Source organism: uncultured Parolsenella sp. (assembly GCF_934660935.1).
GTDB lineage: Bacteria > Actinomycetota > Coriobacteriia > Coriobacteriales > Atopobiaceae > Parolsenella.
Genome location: NZ_CAKUIH010000005.1, coordinates 1 through 21,322, shown reverse-complemented (window position 1 = coordinate 21,322; position 21,322 = coordinate 1). Strand labels below are relative to the sequence as shown.

Here is a 21,322-nt window from a genome sequence, read left to right as displayed (position 1 = left end):
CAAGACGGAGCTGGTCGCCGAGGCGCAAATCCCACCAAAATGCTAGGTTGTACCTGGGCATTCGCACGCCTATTCTCATGGGCATGCAAACAGCGCCAAACCGAGGGAGTCACATATGAGCGAGCAGCCCACCAACAACAGCGCCGCCAAGACTGTCGGGACCGTGTGCGTGCAGGGTGGCTATCGCCCTGGCGACGCCGAACCGCGTCAGGTGCCGATCTGGCAGTCCACCACCTGGAAGTACGACACGTCCGAGCACATGGGCAAGCTCTTCGACCTTGAGGAGTCCGGCTACTTCTACAGTCGCCTCCAGAACCCCACCTGCGACCTCGTCGCGGCGAAGATCGCCGAGCTCGAGGGCGGCACGGCGGCAATGCTGACGAGCTCCGGTATGGCGGCGAATTTCCTCGCCATCTTCAACCTGGCTGCCGCGGGCGATCACGTGGTGGCGAGCTCTGCCATCTACGGCGGCACCTACAACCTTCTCGCCCACACCATGGGTCGCATGGGCCTCACCTGCACCTTTGTGGCGCCTGACTGCACGGATGAGGAGCTCGAGGCGGCCTTCCGACCCAACACCAAGCTCGTCTTTGGCGAGACCATCGCCAACCCGGCGCTCGCCGTGCTCGACATCGAGCGCTTCGCCGCCGCGGCGCACGCACATGGCGTGCCCCTGATCGTCGACAACACCTTCCCAACGCCGGTGATGTGTCGTCCGTTCGAGTGGGGCGCGGATATCGTGACCCACTCCACCACCAAGTACATGGATGGCCACGCGGCGTATCTCGGCGGCGTCATTGTCGACCATGGCCAGTTTGACTGGATGGCGCATGCTGACAAGTTCCCGGGCCTCACCACGCCGGACGAGAGCTATCACGGCGTCACGTACGCGGAGAAGTTTGGTATGGGTGGGGCCTTCATCACCAAGGCGACCGCGCAGCTCATGCGCGACCTTGGCCCCATGCAGAACCCGCAGGCGGCTTTCTTCCTCAACAGCTCGCTCGAGAGCCTGCACGTTCGCATGCCACGCCACTGCGAGAACGGCATGGCCGTGGCCAAGTACCTCGCGAATCACCCCAAGGTGCGCTTCGTGAGCTATCCCGGCCTCGAGGGCGACAAGTACTATGACCTCGCCCAGAAGTACATGCCCAATGGCACGTGCGGTGTCGTGAGCTTTGGCTTTAACGGCGGCCGCGCGGCGGCGGAGACCTTTATGAAGAGCCTCGAGATGTGCCAGATCGCCACGCACGTGGCCGATGCCCGCACCTGCTGCCTGCATCCGGCGAACGCCACGCATCGCCAGATGAACGACGAGGAGCTCCTCGCCTGTGGCATCTCCGCCGATATGGTGCGTCTCTCCTGCGGCCTCGAGGACACGGCTGATCTGATTGCCGACCTGGATCAGGCTCTCGCCAAGTGCTAACGCGCTAGTGGCTCGGCCACATTGCTCCGGTGCGCCCCGTCGCGAACAGTCGCGGCGGGGCGTTTTTTGCCGCGCGTGCGGAAGCTATTTGGTTTGGGACGCCGGCTCCCCAGGGTTTGGCACCCCAATCCGGGCGTCCTGAGTAACACGCCGGCAACTTGTGGGTGTCGAAGCTGCGCTATCATGTCTTCTTGCGCGAGTTACCACGCTGTCTACGCGGCGCTCGCCGTCTGATGGCAGGCCGTCCGTACCGACACGGGATGGCCCAGACGAGAGGAATCATATGCACGACACCAGCACCACCCCCGCCGTCGAGGAGCAGGCCGCCAGCGCCTTCGCCGCCGAGACGGGCGCCATGCACGAGCACTCCATGCACACCCACACCGCCGGCGAGCTTCGTCGTGAGGACATCGGCCGCGAGGTCACGCTCACGGGTTGGGTGTGGCGTCGCCGCGATCACGGTGGCCTCATCTTCGTTGACCTCCGCGATCGCTCTGGCATGACCCAGTGCACCTTCGACCCCGAGCACTCCGGCGGCACCGCTTTCCACGCTGCCGAGACCATCCGCCCCGAGTGGCCCATCTGCGTCCACGGCGTCGTTCGCGGCCGTGACGAGGAGACCATCAACCCCAAGCTCCCCACCGGCGAGATCGAGGTTCGCGTCGACACCATCGAGATCCTCAACCGCTCCAAGACGCCGCCGTTCCAGATCGAGGATGGCATTGACACCGCCGAGGACACGCGCCTGCGCTACCGCTACCTTGACATCCGCAGGCCCGAGATGATGGCCAACCTCAAGCTGCGTTCCGATTTCACCTTCGCCATCCGCGAGGCGCTTCACAACCGCGCCTTCATGGAGGTCGAGACGCCGAGCCTCTTCAAGTCCACGCCCGAGGGCGCGCGCGACTTCCTGGTGCCCTGTCGCATTCAGCCGGGTCGCCTCTATGCTCTGCCCCAGTCCCCGCAGCTCCTCAAGCAGCTGCTCATGGTTGGTGGCGTCGAGCGCTACTATCAGGTCGCCAAGTGCTTCCGTGACGAGGACCTCCGCGCCGACCGCCAGCCTGAGTTCACTCAGGTCGACATCGAGATGAGCTTCGTCAACCAGGACGACGTCATGAGCGCTCTCGAGGACGTCCTCCACGACGCCTTCGCCAAGATGGGCGTCGACATGCCCACGCCGCTGCGTCGCATGGACTACTGGGATGCCATGGATACCTACGGCATCGACAAGCCGGACACTCGCTATGGCATGCACCTCGTTGATGTCACGGATATCTTTACCGAGTCCAAGTTCAAGGTCTTCTCCTCCGCTGCGAACACCGAGGGCTCCGTCGTCAAGTGCATTAACGCCAAGGGTGCTGGCACCTGGCCGCGCGCCCAGATTGACAAGCTCGAGGGCGTGGCAAAGGCCTTTGGCGCCAAGGGTCTCGCCTGGATCGCCTTCCGCGAGGATGGCTCCATCAACAGCCCCATCGTCAAGTTCTTCTCCGATGAGGAGATGGCCGCCCTTCGCGAGCGCGCTGATGTCGAGCCCGGCGATCTCGTGATGTTCGCCGCCGGCCCGCGTCTCGCTTCCTGCGAGATTCTCGGCGGCATGCGCTGCCACATGGCTGATGCCCTCAACGTCAAGCGCGAGGGCCATGACTTCCTCTGGGTCGTCAACTTCCCGCTGTTCCACTGGGATGAGGAGCGTAAGGCCTATGCGGCGGAGCACCAGCCCTTCACCCTCCCGACCGAGTCTGACGTCGAGAAGATTAAGGCTGACCCGCTGGCGGCTGGCAGCTTCACGTATGACTTCGTCATGGACGGCTATGAGGCCGGTGGCGGCGGCATGCGTATCCACGACGCGGAGATGCAGCTTCAGATGCTCGAGCTCCTCGGCTTTACGGAGGAGCGCGCCCGCGAGCAGTTCGGCTTCGTCATGGACGCCCTTGAGTTTGGTGCGCCTCCCATGGGCGGCTTCGCCCTCGGCCTCGACCGCGTGTGCATGCTGCTCACCGGCTCCGATTCGATCCGTGAGGTCATGGCGTTCCCGAAGACCTCGAGTGGCTCCGACCTCATGAGCGACGCTCCCAGCGAGGTTTCTTCCAAGCAGCTCAAGGAAGTTGGCCTCCGCCTGATGTAGTCCGCCGGCGCCTCAGTCGTCGCCGAGCTTCATTACTACCTCGAGATGACAACTCGAACATGAGAAGGGCCCCGTCACCAAGTGGCGGAGCCCTTCTCTATGCTTGACGTCACCGGGCGATGGGAGTTGAGGGCACGGCAATAAGTCAAGCGATCTGGTTGTCTGCTCCTGCTTCTGACTTGGCTCGAGGCCTATCGCCGCAGATAGTGCAGCCTTATGTTCGGGGGCTATTTCGTGTCGCGGACGGCGCGCTTGCGGTAGCTCTTGAGCGTTTCGGAGAGCTCGGCGTGAATCGAGAGGTACTCGGTCACTAGCAGCACGAGGAGGATGCACATAACGATGAGGTATCCGAGAACCGCGCCGGGAAGGCCTGTGAAGCCGATGAGCAGCGGCGGTACGAACAGCGAGAAGCCGAGCGTCAACAGGTAGACGCGCGTGACGGCCTTCTGGCGGCGCAGCACCGTGATGATCTGGTAGAGGAAGTCGATTGCGGCGCAGACGCCTCCCGTTGCGATCATGACGTAGCACAGGCCGCGGAACTGCTCGAAGTCGACGCCGTACATGAAGCTCATGATGGGAATGCCGGCGGTTGCCATGAAGACACCGACGCCACCCGTGAGTGCGACGATCAGTAGGAGCACGGCGAGAACGATGATGTCGAAGCGGCCGCGGCGCTCGGGGTCAGCCCAAATCTCCGCAAGACGCATGAGCTGCGGCTTATAGACGAAGCCAATCACCATGATGATCATGTGCGCGGGCGAGAAGAGCGCGTTGAAGTAGAGCTGGTTGTCGTACGACAGCACACCTTCCATGGCGAACTTAGGCATGTTGTCGATGAGGTTATAGAGGAACAGCGCTACGAACAACGGGAAGCACTGAACGAAGAGATCCTTCACGCTCGTCAGGCGGAGCTTTTCGCTCTTGGGCGTTTCGAAGAACGTAAGCGGAAGCGTGAGCAGGACGAACGATGCGACGGCGGCGACGCCCATGGCGATGCCGGCAGCAGAGATGCTCCTCGTGATGAAGATCAGCACGCAGTAGGCGACGATGGCAGCGGCCGAGCGTACTGCCTGCGAGATGCCGGCGAGGTAGAGCTTGTCCATCTGCTGGAGACGGCCCTCATAGACATCCGCGAGGCCATCGACGGCGCGATAGACGAACATGCCCATGCAGAGGCCGAACATCTCCGGATCATAGCCGCGGATCTGGCAGTAGAGCACGCCGATGAGCAGCATCGCGGCGACGGTGACGACACGGCAGGCCTGGTAGTCCGCGAAGGAGTGGTTCTCTGAGATGTCAGACGCCTGGTAGGTGCGGACGCCGAAGTTGGCGATGAAGAGGAGCAGCGTGCCCGTGACGAAAGCCATCGAGAAGCGACCGCCTTGCTCGACGTTCAAGAGCTGCGTCGTGACGACGGAGAGGACGGGGAAGACCACGCCCCAGGCGCCAAGGCCCACGGAGTTCCAAATGTAGTCCTGCGTGGTGTTGTGGGCGGCATACTGCTCGGTCTGGCTCGAGAGGGAGCCGGAGTATACGGCACCGATGAGGCGGTTCCACCAACTGCCAACGATCATGCCGAGGCGGCTAGGCTTGCGAGGACGCTTGGGACGCTGGGCGCGGTTGCCACGACCACCACGACCGCGCATCCTGCTGCGTCCGCGGCCTGCCTCCTCGTCCATCGTCTCATCATTGTCGGCGTCAGAGGAGAAACGGGCGCCCCTCGGACGGACGGCAACCTCGCTGCTATTGCGCAGCCTTCGTCCGCGCGTTGCGTTTCGCTCGGATCCCGACCTATTAGCTAGCGGATTGATCATGTGTGCCCTTCGTCGTGTGAATTGTGGTTCATTCTACCCAAGCCCCGAAACGACGATCACACCTTTGCCATGGCTTAACAATGCTGCTACGAGTGCTCGCCGGGCGCTGGCGACATCGGTAGCGTGTGCTCACGCCCCTGCGCAGCCGAGTTGTTGTCCTGCGCGCATTTGCCTCAAATCCGCAGCGTTGTCCTGTGCTCATCTGCCCTAAATCCGCCGCGTTATCCCGTCGCTACTCCGCGGACTTGAGCGCTCCGACCATGTCGATGCGGTCGATCGAGGGCCTCGTGATGAGGCAGACGATGACGGCGAACACGAGCGATAGCGTGCAGGAGATGATGACGCCCGCGGGCGCGACCTCGACGGCAAAGTACATGGAAGGCATGTTGAGGACATAGGTGAGCGACTGTGATAGCGCAAGACCAAGCGGAACGCCGAGAACCGTGCCGATAAACGTGAGGATGAGCATCTCCTTATTGATGTAGGTGCGCAGCTCGCCACGACGGAAGCCGAGGACCTTGATCGTCGCGAGCTCACGCTCTCGCTCGGACACGTTGGTGGTCGAGAGCGTGAACAGCACAACGAAGGAAAGACCTGCGGCAAGCACGATGAGCAGGGCCGTCACGCAGCGGATGAGGATGAAGACGTCCGAGAAGTCGCGCACGCCCTGGCGGATGTTGGTGACGTTAAGGTAGCGCGTGTCATTGGCGAGCTCGTCGCAGAAGTCGATCTTCTCGTCATCCGTGCCGAGGAGGATGGCGATGAGGGCATTGGCCTCGAGTTTCTCGCCAAAGAGCTTCTCATAGGTGGACTGTGTCATGTAGACGGCGTTGCCGAGGTAGCTCATGACGATGTCAGACGCCTTCATGTCCGCCTGGTTGAGCTTGGTGTCCTTGAGCGTAACCTCGTCTCCAGCGCCAAAGCCGAGGACGTTGGCGGTGCTCTTGGTGAAGAGCACACCGCCATCGCGCGTGGCGTCGTCGAGGGAGACGCCGGTGCCATCCTCGGTGTGCAGGTCGATGAAGCCGTCGAGAGAGAAGCCGTCGGGTACGACGATGAGCTGGGCGGTGTCCTGACTGCCGTTGCGCTCGACGGTGACGTTATCGGTGTAGACGCAGGTGTATGTGGCAACCTCGGGTGCCCGAGTGAGTTCGCGTGCCACTGCCTCGAGGTCATCCGCCTGGGTGACGGCAAGTAGGTCATAGGAGTAGACGCCGGTGCGGTCGTCGGCGCCGTACTGGTTGGCGGAGAGGCCCTCGACGGTGTCGTTGATGGCGAAGCCGGCAATCATGAGTGCGCAGCAGCCAGCAACGCCAAAGACCGTCATCGCGAGGCGGCCCTTGTAGCGGAAGAGGTTGCGGGCCGTGACCTTGTTGAGGAAACCGAGATGGTTCCAGATGATGGGCATACGCTCGAGAAGGATGCGCTTGCCTGCCTTGGGCGCACGCGGACGCATGAGCTGGGCGGGCTGCTCCGTGAGCTCGCGGCTTACGGTGAGCGCCGTGGTGGCACCGATGCCGAGGACGAAGATGCCCATGGCGAGCGCGCAGAGCGCCGGCGAGAACGAGAGCTCGAAGGCGGGCAGCGTATACATGAGCGCGAAGAACTTGAAAAGGAACAGCGGTAGTGCGACGAAACCGAGAATGGCGCCGACGATGCCGCCGGCGAGGGCAGCGCCCGCGGTATAGAGGACGTATTTGGCCATGATGCTGCCGCGGTGGTAGCCAAGCGCCTTGTAAAGGCCGATGAGTCCGCGCTCCTCCTCGACCATGCGCATTGCCGTCGTGAGGGCGACGAGAATGGCGACCACGAGGAAGATGACCGGGAAGACGAAGCCCAGCGTCTCGATGCAGCTGGCGTCCGTGTCGATGGAGGAGAAGCACGAGATGGAGCCTCGGTCCTGGACATACCAGGTGGCATGCCCTATGTCTTCGACCTTGGCGCGGGCGTCGGCGATCTTCTGGAGGGCCTCGGCCTTCTGGCGCTCGAATTCGGCGCGGTTCTCTTCGAGTTTGGCGGCACCCTCGTCAACCTCGCTTTGAGCGTCAGCGAGCCTTGCCTCGCCGGCGGCAAGCCGGGTATCGAGCTCGGCGCGGGAGGAGTTCAGCTCGGCCTGGCCCTGGTCGAGCTGCGCGCGGCTCTCGGCGATGCTGCGGTCGACCTCGGCCACGGCGGCGTCTTCCGTCTGCTGCCTTGCGGCGGCCATGCCGGCCTCGAGCTGGGTGATAGTGGACTCGAGCGCTTCGGGTGTGAGGTTCTGGAGGGCAAGCGCTGCGGTGATGGCGGTGATGCCGTCGTTCACGGTGCCAAGCTGGGCCTCGACCTGGGCGAGCTGCGCCTCAGCCTCCGCGAGCTGCGTGTCGAGCTTGTCGATCTTGCCCTCGACCTCGGCGAGCTGGGCCTTGAGGTCATCTGTGGGAAGGCCCAATGCCTCGAGCTGGGCGATGCTCTGCTTGAGCGTGTCCCTTGCGGTTTCGAGCTCGGCCTTGCCTTGCTTGAGTTGGTCTATGGCAGCTTCAAGCTGGCCCTGCGTTTCCTCGAGCTGCGCTTTGGCGTCGACGAGCGCGTCGTAGTTCTGTTTGGTCTGGACGAGGGCGTCGCGCGTGGAGACGAGCTGCTTGTACTGATCGCTCTCTTCGAGGGCGCAAATCGCGGAGGCCTTTGCCTGCTCGACGGCCTGATCGCGGGTCGCGGGGTCTTCGAGCTGTGCCCGGCCGGAGTCGATTTTTGCCTGGGCTTCGGCAAGCTGGTCGAGCGCGGACGCCTTCTGTTCCGCGAGCTCGCTGCGGCCGGATTCGATTTGGGCAATGGCGTCGTCGATGGTCTTCTGAGCCTCGGCGAGCTTGTCTTCGGCCTCGGCGAACTTGTCGTTGGCAGCCTGCTCGGCATCGTCGATGCGGGCGTTGGCGTCGCCGCGAATCTCCGCGTCGCGCGCGGCCTCGCGCTCGGCCTTGATACCCTCGGCCTCGCTTGTCACGCGGCTCACGACGTCCTTGTACTTCTGGGAGAAGCAGGAGAGCTCGGCGGCGCCGGTGGCGCGCAGGTAGACGACGGAATAGGCCTCTGCGGTGGCGGCGCTTGCGGGTACGAAGAAGCTGTACTTCGGGCCGGAGGAGCGGAATGACGAGGAGCCATTCTTGGCGGAGACGTTGGTGGGGTCGATGACGCAGGCGGTGATCGTGTAGGTGCGACGGGTGAAGAGCTCGTTGTCTTGCTCGTCTTCGCTGTCGAGCTCGAGGCCGTCGAGGTCCTCGTCGTCATCATCGGCATCCGTCTGCGGCTGGGCCGTGTCGGCGGCTGTCCATGTCGTGTCGTCTGCGCTGACGCCAAAGGTGAGGGTATCGCCCACGCGCTTGCCGGTGGCGTCGAGGTAGTCCTGTGTAACGGCGACCTCGTCTGAGTTCTCGGGGAGGCGGCCCTCCTCGAGATAGGGCTGGTTCATGCCGCCGGTCTTGAAGGCGTTCACCGAGACTGAGGCGTGGGCGCCGCCGATTGTGGTGTAGGCGGTTTCGCTCCAGCTACCCTCGGCCTCCTCGACGCTATCGAGCGCCGCGAGGGCATTGACGTCGTCCTCCGTGAGACCAAACGTGGACTGCACGCTCACGTCATAGAGCCGCTGCTGGTCAAAGAACTTGTCTGCGGAGAGGCGAAGGTCCCTGCACGCAATCGTGAGGCCGACGAGCATCGTGACGCCGAGCACGCAGATCGCGGCAAGCGAGAAGAAGCGCTTGGCGCTGTTGCAGATGGTGCGCAGGGTATCTGTGACGAGGGCAGAGCGCATGGGCCTGTCTTTCCGTGCTTGTGAGCTGGCGTTGCGTGTTGCATGTGGGGCGTTTGATTTGCGAGGGGCGTGGCCCGGCTACCACTCGATCTGGCTGATCGGCGTGGGGGAGGGGTTGACGCTCATCTCGGTGACCTTGCCGCTCTTGAACCTAATGAGACGGTCTGCCATGGGGGCGAGGGCGGCGTTGTGCGTGATGAGGATGACGGTGATGCCGTCCTTGCGGCAGGTGTTCTGGAGCAACTGGAGAATCTGCTTGCCGGTCACGTAGTCGAGTGCGCCCGTGGGCTCATCGCAGAGGAGGAGCTTCGGGTTCTTGGCGACGGCACGCGCGATGGAGACGCGCTGCTGCTCGCCGCCGGAGAGCTGGGCGGGGAAGTTTGAGAGCCTGTTGGCGAGGCCGACCTTCTCCAGGGTCTCGCGCGCGTCGAGCGAATCCGGACAAATCTGGGCTGCGAGCTCGACGTTCTCGAGGGCGGTGAGGTTGGGCACGAGGTTGTAGAACTGGAATACGAAGCCCACGTCCGCGCGGCGATACTCGACGAGGTCATTCTCGCTCGCGCGCGTGATGTCGCGGCCGTCTACTACGACGCGGCCCGAGGTGGCGGTGTCCATGCCGCCTAGGATGTTGAGGGCGGTGGTCTTGCCGGCGCCCGAAGCGCCGAGAATCACGGCGAGCTCGCCCTTCTCGACGGCGAAGCTCGCCTCGTCGAGGGCGTGAATCTCGGTCGCGCCAGACCCGTATGCCTTCACTACATGATCGAACTCGATGTATGCCATGAGCAACCCCCTGGCTATGCCGGCGGGCCTTCCCGCGGTCGTGGGTGAGATGGGCGCAAAACTGCATAGCGCCAGCGTCTCTATAGTATATCGCCCTGGCGGAATACCTGGGGAGTGCTTGTCCCGGAATGGGAGCGGCCCGGCTCGATCGACGTCTTGTTCGCGTAGGGTATTCCTGCTTACGCGGCCGTTGCTGCTTGCACGAGACGCTTGCGATGCCTATAGTTAGCAGAAGTAAACTTATGTGCTCCGGTATGGTGCATGCCGTGCGTGGAGATGAGACTCAGAACGGTGCGGTGCCGCGCCTCGTGCCGTCGGACGAGTTGGCCTCGCATAGCCTGCTCGGCTGATGCTCGGCTTGGTCTTTCCCGACGACGACATCGGAATACCCTAGCTACGAGAGGGGATGCGAAATGAGTCCCATTGATCTGATCATCATTCTCGTGGTGCTCGTCGTTTTTGCGCTGTGCGTCCGGTCCATGGTTCGCGGTGCCAAGAGCGGCGAGTGCGCAGACTGCGCCTCGAGCGGCTCGTGCAATGCGGGCAAGAGTGGCCATTGCAAGGAGAGCGCCAAGCTCATGGCGAGTGCCGCCGCCGCAGCGGAGCGCTACAAGGCGGAGAAGGGTGCCTAGCCGTGGCGTAGGTGGGCCCGTGCCTCGGACGAGAATGCCTGCTCGCGGTACTGGCAAGCTCGCATCTCTGCCGAGCGGTCACCTGATTGCAGCGTTGGCAGACTTACGCCCCGCGGGGTGAATCGCCCGGGCAAAGTGTCCGATCAAGGCGTCTCGCCGAGATGATGCTACCGTTCGCCGATGGCAAAATTCGATTGTCGGGGAGGTTCGGTAAGGGTAACAGCTCCGTAACACGCCTGTGGGAAAGTTGTTGCGTACACTGGCACAACTAGATTCAGCCTTGCCGGTCCCATTCTTGCTAATCCTGCGTCCGTCTGCGAGGTAGCTCGATGACTAACGAGCAGAACATCGATTTCGTACTGCGCTCCGTCGAGGAGCGCGATATTCGCTTCGTGCGTCTGTGGTTCACTGACGTGCTCGGCAACCTCAAGTCCTTCGCCATCTCCCCCGAGGACCTCGAGGAGGCTTTCGAGGAGGGCATTGGCTTCGATGGCTCTGCGGTGAAGGGCTTCTCCTCCCTCGAGGAGTCCGACATGCTGGCGTTCCCGGATGCGTCGACCTTCCAGGTCCTGCCGTGGCGCCCCTCCGAGAGCGGCGTCGCCCGCATCTTCTGCGACATCAAGACTCCCCAGCGCGAGCCCTTCCTGGGCGATCCGCGCGCCTGCCTGCTGCGTCAGTTCCGCGAGGCGGACAAGGCTGGCTACGTCATGAACGTCAGTCCTGAGATTCAGTTCTTCTACTTCAAGGAGGACACGACGGTCTCCAGCGGCTCTGCCGTTCCGGTCCCGCTCGATAACGCCGGCTATTTCGACCTCACGCCCGAGGACTCCGCCCGCGACCTTCGTCGCGACCTGACCCTCGCCCTCGAGCAGATGTCCGTGCCGGTCGAGTACTCCTACCACGCGCTGGCTCCGTCGCAGAACGGCGTGTCGCTTCGCTACTCCGAGGCCATCACCTGCGCCGACAACATCATGACGGCTCGTCTCGTCATCAAGCAGACGGCATTCTCGCATGGCCTGTTCGCCTCGTTCATGCCCAAGCCGCTCTCGGGCGTTCCCGGCTCGGCCATGTTCCTCTACCAGTCGCTGTTCGATCATGACGGCAACAACCTGTTCTGGGCGAAGGGAGAGGGCTCGATCCACCACCTCTCGAAGACGGCCCAGCACTACGCCGCGGGCATCCTGAAGTACGCTCCGGAGTTCGCGCTCATCACGAATCCCACCGTCAACTCCTACAAGCGTCTCGTCCCCAACGGCGAGGTTCCGTGCTATGCCACCTGGGGTTCGAAGAACCGCTCCGCGTTCGTGCGCGTTCCCACCTATAAGCCTGGCAAGGAGCTGAGCCGCCGCATCGAGCTCCGTGGTCCGGATCCCACCTGCAACCCCTACCTCATCATGGCCGTGACGCTTGCCGCCGGCATGAAGGGCATCGCCGACGAGCTGCCTCTGCCGCCCGAGTCGACCGTGCCGTTCGACCAGCTTGCCGAGTCCGGCGCCGCGCGCCTTCCTCGCGACCTTGGCGAGGCCATCCGCGAGTTCGAGAACTCCGAGTTCGTGCACGAGGCGCTCGGTGACCACATCTTCAACTATCTCCTCGAGGAGAAGCGTCGCGAGTGGGCCGAGTACTCGCAGACCGTGACTGACTGGGAGCTTCGCCACTACTACGGAGGCTTCTAAGGGATAGGAGGGCCCGCGCGGCTTGCATGCGAGCTTGCGTGGGGCCACAGGCATTCGCACCCGTGTGCGAACTTGCGCCGAGATGAACTGACAGGAACGCCACTCATCGCGGGATGGGTGGCGTTCTGCTTTCGTTATAGAGGTGCTCCGGAAGTATCCATTCGAGCGCATAAAATGCACGGACAGTTTGTATCTTGTTGGAAATATGCAAGAAATAGAATATTCAGCATTTGTAATGCATTGAAATGACTACAATAGGAAACCAATCGCGAGCATGTGACTAGTTGGTTGCATCTTTGCGGCGGGGCAAGGGCTCCAGGGAACGGCGCCTCCGGGCGCGGGTGGTTTTGCGCCCGTATCCATGCGTCAATAACCGCGCCGTTGGGCGCGAAGGAAGGGGATTTACATGAACAAGAACATGAGCAGGCGTGAGTTCGTCGCCACCGCTGGCCTTTTTGCCGGCATGATGGGTCTTGTCGGTTGCGGTGGCTCGGGCAGCGCCGCCACCACTGCCGCCGCCTCCTCTGCCGCCGCCGACGCCGGCCTCGGCCTCGTCACCGATGGCAAGCTCACCGTTGGCACCTCGCCGGACTTCCCGCCGTTCGAGAACCTCGAGAATGACCAGTACGTTGGCCTCGACATCGACCTTGCCCAGGCACTCGCTGACAAACTTGGCCTTGAGCTTGAGATGAAGACCCTGCAGTTTGACGCCATCGTCCCGGCTGTTGCCGCTGGTGGCCAGGTTGACCTCGGCATCTCTGGCATCACGATCGATCCGGAGCGCGAGGAGCAGGTCGACTTCTCCGATTCCTACTATATCGATGACCTCTCCGTCGTCGCCATGAAGGCCAACGCTGACATCACGGCGGATACTTTCGCCGATGCCCTCAACCAGGCTGGCGTCACCATTGCCGTCCAGTCCGGCACCACGGCTGAGTCCTATGCTCAGGAGAACTTCCCCAACGCCACCACCCAGCCCTACGGCAACGCCACGGATGCCTTTGCCGCGATGCAGGCTGGCCAGGCCAACGCCGTCATCACCAACAAGGCCGTCGGCGCTAAGATGGTTTCTGAGTCCTACACCGATGCCCAGGTCATCAAGGAGATCGCCACGGGCGAGGAGTATGGCGTTGCCGTCAGCAAGGACAACAGCGCCCTGCTCGACGCCGTCAACGATGCTCTCGCTGCCATCACCGATGATGGCACCCTCGACAGCATCGTGAACAAGTACTTCGGCTAACGAGATCGCTTTGCGGCGCCCCTCCGTCCGCCGTGGCGGAGGGGCGTTTGCCGTTTGCGGGCAATCCACGGCTTTGTGCGCGCGTGCGCATGGCGGCGGGTTGCCCGCAAGCGACAGCTGGATGGAACGGATGAACATGTTCGACAACACTGACAAGAGGAACCTCTTCGGCGCGAAGCGCTCGCTTACCCTCGCGCTCGCGGCCGTCGTGGCTGCGTGCGCCTTCGCGTTCGCTGTCCCCGCGCCCGCCTACGCGCTCGAGACCGCGAAGTGCACGGCCAAGCCCAACGCGAGCGGTTCGAGCGACGTCCTTGGTGGTTCCGAGACGCGTATCACCTGGGAGGGCCAGGCGGATTCCTCCGAGCAGGTCAAGAGCATCACGCTGACCCTTCCCGAAGGCACCTCATTTGGAACGGATGACGCCCGCGTGACGCTGCTCTCCGGCGCTGACCTTATGGATCGCGAACGCCCCTCCGTCGAGGTCTCCGCCGATGGCCAGGCGCTCACGTTCGACCTTGACGAGGCGGCGCCTGCCGGCTCCTATATCCGCCTCGAGGTCTACAAGGTGAAGTTCCCCACTGCTGGTGGAGAAGAGCAGGTCCAGGCCTCCTATGAGCTCGCCGACGGCTCCACCAAGGAGCTCTCTGACGTGCCTTCCATCACGGTCACGGGCGTCTCGATGTGGGACGGAGCCGCCACTTGGCTCAAACAGCAGGACTGGGTGAAGAAGTGGAACGAGAACACGTTTCTGCGCCTCTTCCTCAACCCGCCCATCCTCGTCTCGAGCATCCCCTCGGTCTTCCAGGGCTTCCTTATGGCACTCGCCATCGTGCTCGTGGCGTTTCCACTTGCGATTCCCTTCGGCTTCATCCTGGCGCTCATGCGCATCTCCCACTCGCGCGTCCTGCGCGGCATCGCGGGCTTCTACGTGAACATCATCCGCGGCACGCCGGCGTTCCTGCAGATTTACATCGCGTTCTTTGGCCTGCCTCTCGCTGGCGTCAAGATCCCGAGCTATCCGCTTGGCGTCATCGTTCTGGCGATGAACTCCGCCGCCTACCTGTGCGAGATCTTCCGCGCCGGTATCCAGTCGATTAGCAAGGGCCAGAACGAGGCCGCGAGGTCCCTTGGCATGACTGCGGCCCAGACGATGGTCTACGTCATCATCCCCCAGACCTTCCGCAACGTCCTCCCGACGATGACGAGCGAGTTCATCCTGCTCTACAAGGACACGTCGCTGCTCGCGGCGGTGGGCGTCATGGAGGTCGTCATGTACTCGAAGACGATCGTCGCCTCCACCGGCTCGATCACGCCCTACATCGTCGCCGCCCTCTTCTATCTCGTGGTGACGATCCCGCTCGCTCGCGTCGTGAGTATGCTTGAGTCGCGCATGCTCGGAACGGATGCCGGCAAGCGCCGCAAGAAGACCCTCAAGGAAGCCGGCGTTATCGACGGCGATCACATCGCGTAAAGGGACACCATGGCTGATATGACCCAGGCCGAGAAGGCCCAAGAGACCAAGACCGCCGAGAAGGACGAGGTAGTCGTCCAGATTCGCGACCTGCACAAGACCTATGACGGGGAGAACGTCATCCTGAAGGGCATTGACCTTGATGTCCATCGCGGCGAGGTCGTCGTGGTGTTGGGTCCCTCGGGCTCGGGCAAGTCCACGATGCTACGCTGCATCAACCTGCTCGAGACCCCAACGAGCGGCACTATCACCGTCGAGGGAACCGAAATCACCGGCAAGAACGTGGACATCAACGAGGTCCGCACTCACCTCGGCATGGTGTTCCAGCAGTTCAACCTCTTCCCGCATCTCTCGGTGAAGAAGAACGTCATGCTCGCCCAGCAGAAGGTGCTTAAGCGTACCGCTGAGGAGGCCGAGCGTATCGCCATCGAGGAGCTCACGAAGGTGGGCCTCGCCGATCGCGTCGACTTTATGCCGAGCCAGCTGTCCGGTGGTCAGCAGCAGCGCGTGGCCATTGCCCGCGCGCTTGCGATGAACCCGCACGTGATGCTGTTCGACGAGGCAACGAGCGCCCTTGACCCGGAGCTCGTCCGTGACGTCCTTGGCGTCATGCGTGACCTCGCTCGCGAGGGCATGACGATGATTGTCGTCACTCACGAGATGGGCTTTGCTCGCGACGTCGCGGATCGCGTCGTCTTCATGGATGGCGGCGTCATCGTGGAGCAGGGAACGCCCGAGGAAGTCTTCGATCACACCCAGCACGAGCGTACCAAGGCGTTTCTTGGCAATATCAAGGACGTGTAGGACCGCGAAAGACGGCGTTGCGAATTGATTACACGGGGTGGGCGTCGTTGTAAACTATGCTTAACCAAAGGGTTTGGCTGGGACGGCCGTGTTAAGCTCTTTCAATCGTAACGTGGCCTTAACGGGCACCTTCTCAACCGTCGAGGATTAGGGGCACCCGGCATGCATCACAAGAAGGTTCTTCTCATATCGCGTACCACGCGCCTGCATGATCGTATGCGCGAGCTCTCCCACGAGCTCGACATCTCCATTCTGCTGGCCACGCCGGACACCTTCGACCAGGCCATTGCCAGTGGTAACGACTTTGGTCTCGTGACGCTCGACCTCGCGGGCGTGACGGGCGATCTCGTTGCTCGCGTCTCTGCCTGGTCTGCCGAGAACGGCTGCGTGCCGGAGCTTCTCGTTGTGGACGAGGAGAAGCTCGACAGCCTGCGCATGCCCGTTCAGGGCCGCAATGACTTCATTCTCGCCAGTGCCGGTCAGGCCGAGTTCGAGGTGCGCATGACGCAGCTCCTGTGGCCCGGCGAGGAGAATGCCCCGAGCGATATCGTGGTCATCGACAACATGACCATCAACCTTGCCACGTACCAGATCTACATCGACGATAAGCCCGTCGACCTCACCCTCATGGAGTACTCGCTGCTGAGTTTCCTTGCCACGCATCCCTCGCGCGCCTACTCGCGTGAGACATTGCTGCACCGCGTCTGGGGCTTCGAGTACTGCGGCGGCACGCGTACGGTCGACGTGCACATCCGTCGAGTGCGTTCGAAGGTGGGCCCGCAGGTGGCAAACCACATCGTCACCGTCCGTGGCGTGGGCTACTTGTTTAAGGTGTAGGCCTGTATTGGGTTGCGTCTGGGCGCGTCCTTTTGGGCGCGTCTTTTTTGTGGACGGGTGCTGTGCCGCGCGGGCGAGGGTGCCAGGCCGCGCGTGGGCGAGGCCGCGGGTGCCGGGTCGCGCGTGGGGAGGTGCCGTGCCGGCTCCGTCTTCCTGGCTGAATTGTTTTCAGGCTCCTGCAAGCGTTGTTTCGCGACTGTGATTCATGGACGTTGAAGCTGGGTGGTGCGGTGCGGTAGGGTACAACAGTCACAAGCGAAATTCGCGAGCGATCGCATATATAGAACGGGGAGCGATCATGCCAACTGACAACCAAGGTCCGGTCTATCCGGGCGCTCAGCCGACGCAGCAGGTTCCGCCTGTACCGCCGGCCCAGACGTACCACCAGCAGTCCTCCGCTCAGCCGACGTACGGCCAGCAGGCCGCGGGCCAGGTGCCGCCCGCGCAGACGACGCAGGCATATGCGCAGCCTACCGCGGGTCAGGCATATGCGCAGCAGACGGCGGGCCAGGCGTACGCGCAGCAGGCGGCCACGAGCCAGGTGCCGCCTACGCAGGTGCCGCCCATCCCGGGCGCTGGTGCCACTGCCGGCGCACCTAAGCCCAAGAAGCCGCGCGTCGGCCTCAAGGCCCTCGTGTTCGGTTTGATCGGTGGTGTCCTGGGCGCTGCGGGCGTCGTGGCGGCGCTGAACTTCGGTGGCTTCTTCGACAGGCCCGCCACCGTCACAACCGTGACGAACGCAGGTCAGTCCATCACGATCGATCCCTCCTCCGAGGACACCTCGCTTGCGACCGCCGTCGCGGCGAAGTGCCTGCCTTCCGTCGTCTCCATCAACGTGGAGACGAGCGATGCCGAGGGCGTCGGCTCTGGCGTCGTCCTCGATACGGATGGCAACATCCTCACCAACTATCATGTCATCGAGGGAGCGCAGACTATCTCGGTCTCTGTTGGCGGCGAATCGTATGACGCTACGGTCGTCGGCTCTGACGAGTCGAGCGACCTCGCCGTCATCAAGATCAATCCCAATGGCGCGACGCTCACGCCCATCGAGGTGGGAGACTCGAGCTCGCTTCAGGTTGGCGATTGGGTCATGAGCCTGGGCAGTCCCTTTGGTCTCGAACAGTCCGTCTCTACGGGTATCGTGAGCTCGCTGTATCGTTCCACGATGATGCAGAGCACCTCGGGCAACACGATCTACACCAACCTCATCCAGACTGATGCGACGATCAACCCTGGCAACTCCGGCGGTGCGCTCGTGGACGACGAAGGCAAGCTCGTTGGCATCAACTCGCTCATCGAGAGCTATTCGGGCTCGAGCTCGGGCGTGGGCTTCGCCATTCCGGGCAATTATGCGGTCGAGGTGGCACAGAAGATCATCAACGGAGAGACGGTCACACATGCCTATCTCGGCGGCTCCTTCCAGACCGTGACGCCGCAAAACGCACGTGAGAACAATCTCTCCGTCAATCAGGGTGCCTATGTCGCCGAGGTCACGAGCGGAAGCCCGGCTGAGCAGGCGGGCATCCGCAAGGGCGATATCATCACCAGTCTTGACGGCGAGGAGATCACGAGCTCAGACGGCCTGGTACTTGCCGTGCGCTCGCATAGTGTGGGCGACAAGGTGGCCGTAACCCTCATACGCGGCAGCAAGCAGATGTCCGTTGACGTGACGCTTGGATCGGACGAGTCCATGCAGAACAGTGAACAGGACGAGTCCTCGCAGGGCTCTCTTCTCGAGCAATATCTCAACCAGTATGGCTACGGCAACGGGAACGGTAACTCGGATTCCCGTGGTAACGGGTTCAGCCAGCGATAAGGCGGGCGTGCGGGCGGCCTGATGCCTGGGACAACTTGGCTCGCGGGTTGCCTGATGCCCAGAACGACAGGGGGCTCGCGGATAGTCTGATGCCCGGAACGATCTGGCTTGATGCAAGGCGCCGGTCTCGCGCGAATTCGCGTGGGGCCGGCGCCTTTGCGTGGCGCAACGGGTTGTGAGGCGCTGGCGTTTGCTTGAATGACCGCATCAGTCTCGCGGCGTGTCCGGGACCTGCGGTACCATTCTGAGCAATCGACAGTGACCGATGGGAGTCTCGATGGCGCAGGGCAAGTCAAATAACACGCAGGTAGACGGGCAGATTTCTCTCTTTGGCGATATGCCGGAGGTAGAAGAGGCTGCGTCCGAGGCGCCTGCATCCGATGCTGCGAAGTCTCCGCGTGCCCGTGCAGCGGAGCTCAACCGCCTCCTCAATACCTATGCCTATCGTTATTACGCGCTCGATGACCCCGCCGTCACGGATGCCGAGTTTGACCGTCTCGTCCGCGAGCTCAAAGCTATTGAGGATCTTCATCCCGAGCTTGTTGGTCCGGACTCCTACACTCAGCGTGTGGGCGGCTATGTCTCCGAGCAGTTCGAGCCGGTGCGCCACGCGCGCCGCATGTACTCGATCGATGACGCGATGAACCTCGAGGAACTTGACGAGTGGCTTGCCCGTACGGACGAGGCCCTGGGTTCCACGCCGGAGCGCCCCGTTGCCTACACTTGCGAGCTCAAGATCGACGGTTTGGGCGTCGCCCTCACATATCGTGATGCGCAGTTTGTTCGCGCGGCGACGCGAGGTGACGGCACCACTGGCGAGAACGTCACCGCCAACGTGCTAACGATCGCTGACATCCCGCATGCGCTTGCCGCGAATGGTCTCGCTAAGGTCGCCGACGGCGGCCTCGGCCAGTCGATTGAGGTGCGTGGCGAGGTCTATATGCCCAAGCACAGCTTCGTTCGCCTGAACGAGGATGCCGATGCCGCGGGCCGCGAGCCCTTCGCCAACCCGCGCAATGCCGCCGCTGGTAGCCTCCGCCAGAAGGACCCGAAGGTCACGGCTCATCGGGACCTCGAGACCTTCATCTATGCCGTGGCTGACGAGGCCCCGCTCGCCGTGAGCACGCAGTGGGAGTTCCTCCAGTGGCTCCGTGCCTGCGGCTTCTCGGTCAATCCCAACGCCCGCCGTTGCACGAGCGCCCATGAGGTGCACGAGTTTTGCGCCGATGCGCTGGCACATCGCGAGGACCTCGACTATGACATCGACGGCGTGGTGGTCAAGGTCGACTCGTTCGCTAGCCAGGAGGCACTGGGCTTTACGGCGCGTGCTCCGCGCTGGGCGATTGCCTTCAAGTTCCCGCCGGAGGAGAAGCGTACGGTGCTTCGCGAGATCCGCATTCAGGTGGGGCGCACGGGCGTGCTGACGCCGGTCGCCGAGTTCGACCCCGTCTTCGTGGCGGGCTCTACCATCGCACGAGCCACGCTTCACAACATCGACGAGATCAGCCGCAAGAACGTGCGTGTGGGTGACACCATTGTGGTTCACAAGGCCGGCGACGTCATCCCCGAGGTCGTGGGCCCGGTGCTCGAGCTGCGCCCGGAGGACGCGCCCGAGTTCCACATGCCTACTACGTGTCCCAGCTGTGGAAGCCCCGTCATCCGCGAGGAGGGCGAGGTTGCCTATCGCTGCGTCTCCATCGACTGCCCCGCACAGGCTCACGAGCGTCTTTGCCACTGGGTGGGTCGCAAGGCGATGGACATCGACGGCCTGGGCGACGAGCTGATCGGCAAGCTCGTGGCTGCCGGCATGATCTCTGACGTGGCAGATTTCTATGACCGCCTGACGGAGACGGTGCTTGCCGCGTGCCCGACGGGCCGCGTGAGCGTCGCGGGCGACGACATCCTCGTGGGCAAGACTATTGCCGCCAAGGTGATGGCTCAGGTAGAGGAGTCGCGCGGACGCGGCCTGGCGCGCGTGCTGTTCGGCTTGGGCATTCGTCACGTGGGAGAGCAGGTTGCGCGCTCACTCGCGAAGGAATTCGGCAGCCTCACGAGCCTGATGTCGGCAGACGAGGAGCGTATCGCCGCGGTCGAGGGCGTGGGGCCAAAGATCGCCCACAGCGTGCGCGAGTTCCTCTCCGTCGAGGAGAACGCCGCCGTGCTCGAGCGCCTGCGTGAAGCGGGCGTCGTGCTCGAGGAGGAGCAGGCGGGGGAGACTGCCCCACAGACGCTCGCGGGTCTCACGTTCGTGCTGACCGGCACGCTCGAGCGTCACACGCGCGACGAGGCAAAGGCCGCGCTCCAGGCGTTTGGCGCCAAAGTGTCCGGCTCGGTCTCGAAGAAGACGAGTTATGTCGTGGCGGGCGCCGCCGCGGGTTCGAAGCTAACGAAGGCGGAGCAGCTCGGCGTGCCCGTGCTTGACGAGGAAGCGCTTGACCATATCCTCGAGACAGGCGAGGCACCCACCGTCTAAACCTGCAAAAGGGACAGTCCCTTTGTCAACTACTCGTGGCAGCTGCAAAAGGAGCAAACGAAGTAAATGAAATCGCCCGGTCCCTTTGGGGTCCGGGCGATTTGCTTTGCGCGCGTACTGCGCGGGATTGCTTGTTTGCTGGTTGCAGCTTTAAGCCAGGGCGCGATCGGCCTCGAGCCAGGACGGCAGCTGCTCGCTCACTACGCGCGCGGCCGCGTAGGCGCGCGACAGGGAGGCAACGGCCGCCGCCTGGTAGGCGCCGCTCGGCATGAGCTCGAGGACCAGCGCGCAGTCGATGCTCGTGTCGTCAACGAGAGCGAGCGGCAGGAGCATGAGCTTGCGGCCGAGAGCGGCGTCGAAGGCGGGCGTGACGTGGCGATAGCTGCGGCGCGCGCGGCGCAGCGAGAGGTCGATGGCATCGTCGAGCGCACGGCACGCCCGGCGATAACG

Annotated in this window: 14 protein-coding genes; 10 read left to right on the top strand and 4 right to left on the bottom strand. The window is 63.2% G+C overall.

The annotated features are described in order from the left end of the window. The first annotated feature begins 115 nt into the window (after positions 1-115). Together Q0H23_RS03580 and aspS are read left to right on the top strand one after the other, a co-directional pair. A complete protein-coding gene (locus Q0H23_RS03580; protein ID WP_293815051.1) occupies positions 116-1,423 on the top strand; it encodes an O-acetylhomoserine aminocarboxypropyltransferase/cysteine synthase family protein in 1,308 nt (435 codons plus the stop codon). Between the two features lie 355 nt (positions 1,424-1,778). Next, the gene (aspS, locus tag Q0H23_RS03575) at positions 1,779-3,548 is read left to right on the top strand and encodes an aspartate--tRNA ligase (protein ID WP_293836027.1); all 1,770 of its coding nucleotides are present in this window, start codon (positions 1,779-1,781) and stop codon (positions 3,546-3,548) included. Positions 3,549-3,775: 227 nt separating this feature from the next. Here aspS and Q0H23_RS03570 read toward each other — a convergent pair whose 3' ends face one another. The 3 genes from Q0H23_RS03570 to Q0H23_RS03560 form a co-directional block, all read right to left on the bottom strand. Continuing rightward, on the bottom strand, positions 3,776-5,227 hold the full coding sequence (locus Q0H23_RS03570; protein ID WP_293835772.1) for an oligosaccharide flippase family protein: 1,452 nt from the start codon (positions 5,225-5,227) through the stop codon (positions 3,776-3,778). A 367-nt stretch (positions 5,228-5,594) separates the two neighbouring features. Beyond that, entirely contained in the window at positions 5,595-9,143 is a 3,549-nt protein-coding gene (locus tag Q0H23_RS03565) for an FtsX-like permease family protein (protein ID WP_293835769.1), read from the bottom strand. A 78-nt stretch (positions 9,144-9,221) separates the two neighbouring features. Then, positions 9,222-9,923, bottom strand: coding sequence for an ABC transporter ATP-binding protein (locus tag Q0H23_RS03560; protein WP_293835766.1), 702 nt, complete (start codon positions 9,921-9,923; stop codon positions 9,222-9,224). A 413-nt stretch (positions 9,924-10,336) separates the two neighbouring features. On the opposite strand from Q0H23_RS03560, the gene Q0H23_RS03555 reads away from it, so the two are divergent. The 8 genes from Q0H23_RS03555 to ligA all read left to right on the top strand — a co-directional run bounded on the left by Q0H23_RS03555 (position 10,337) and on the right by ligA (position 20,872). Then, positions 10,337-10,555, top strand: coding sequence for a FeoB-associated Cys-rich membrane protein (locus tag Q0H23_RS03555; protein WP_293835763.1), 219 nt, complete (start codon positions 10,337-10,339; stop codon positions 10,553-10,555). Between the two features lie 329 nt (positions 10,556-10,884). Continuing rightward, positions 10,885-12,231 (top strand): glutamine synthetase family protein, encoded by a 1,347-nt coding sequence (locus tag Q0H23_RS03550; RefSeq protein ID WP_293814720.1) that lies wholly within the window; start codon positions 10,885-10,887, stop codon positions 12,229-12,231. 406 nt (positions 12,232-12,637) lie between these two features. Further along, a complete protein-coding gene (locus tag Q0H23_RS03545) occupies positions 12,638-13,471 on the top strand; it encodes an ABC transporter substrate-binding protein (protein WP_293835761.1) in 834 nt (277 codons plus the stop codon). A 136-nt stretch (positions 13,472-13,607) separates the two neighbouring features. Continuing rightward, on the top strand, positions 13,608-14,942 hold the full coding sequence (locus Q0H23_RS03540) for an amino acid ABC transporter permease (RefSeq protein ID WP_293835759.1): 1,335 nt from the start codon (positions 13,608-13,610) through the stop codon (positions 14,940-14,942). A gap of 18 nt (positions 14,943-14,960) precedes the next feature. Continuing rightward, complete coding sequence (locus tag Q0H23_RS03535; protein WP_293836024.1) at positions 14,961-15,746, top strand: amino acid ABC transporter ATP-binding protein; 786 nt, start codon at positions 14,961-14,963, stop codon at positions 15,744-15,746. Positions 15,747-15,908: 162 nt separating this feature from the next. Then, positions 15,909-16,583, top strand: a complete 675-nt coding sequence (locus tag Q0H23_RS03530) for a winged-helix domain-containing protein (RefSeq protein WP_293814717.1) — start codon at positions 15,909-15,911, stop codon at positions 16,581-16,583. Between the two features lie 298 nt (positions 16,584-16,881). Then, on the top strand, positions 16,882-18,399 hold the full coding sequence (locus tag Q0H23_RS03525) for a trypsin-like peptidase domain-containing protein (RefSeq protein WP_293835756.1): 1,518 nt from the start codon (positions 16,882-16,884) through the stop codon (positions 18,397-18,399). A 337-nt stretch (positions 18,400-18,736) separates the two neighbouring features. Further along, entirely contained in the window at positions 18,737-20,872 is a 2,136-nt protein-coding gene (ligA, locus tag Q0H23_RS03520) for an NAD-dependent DNA ligase LigA (RefSeq protein ID WP_293836022.1), read from the top strand. Between the two features lie 150 nt (positions 20,873-21,022). On the opposite strand, the gene Q0H23_RS03515 is transcribed toward ligA, so the two are convergent. Further along, positions 21,023-21,322: DUF3825 domain-containing protein (locus Q0H23_RS03515; protein WP_293835753.1), on the bottom strand; the 300-nt coding region annotated here is incomplete at its 5' end.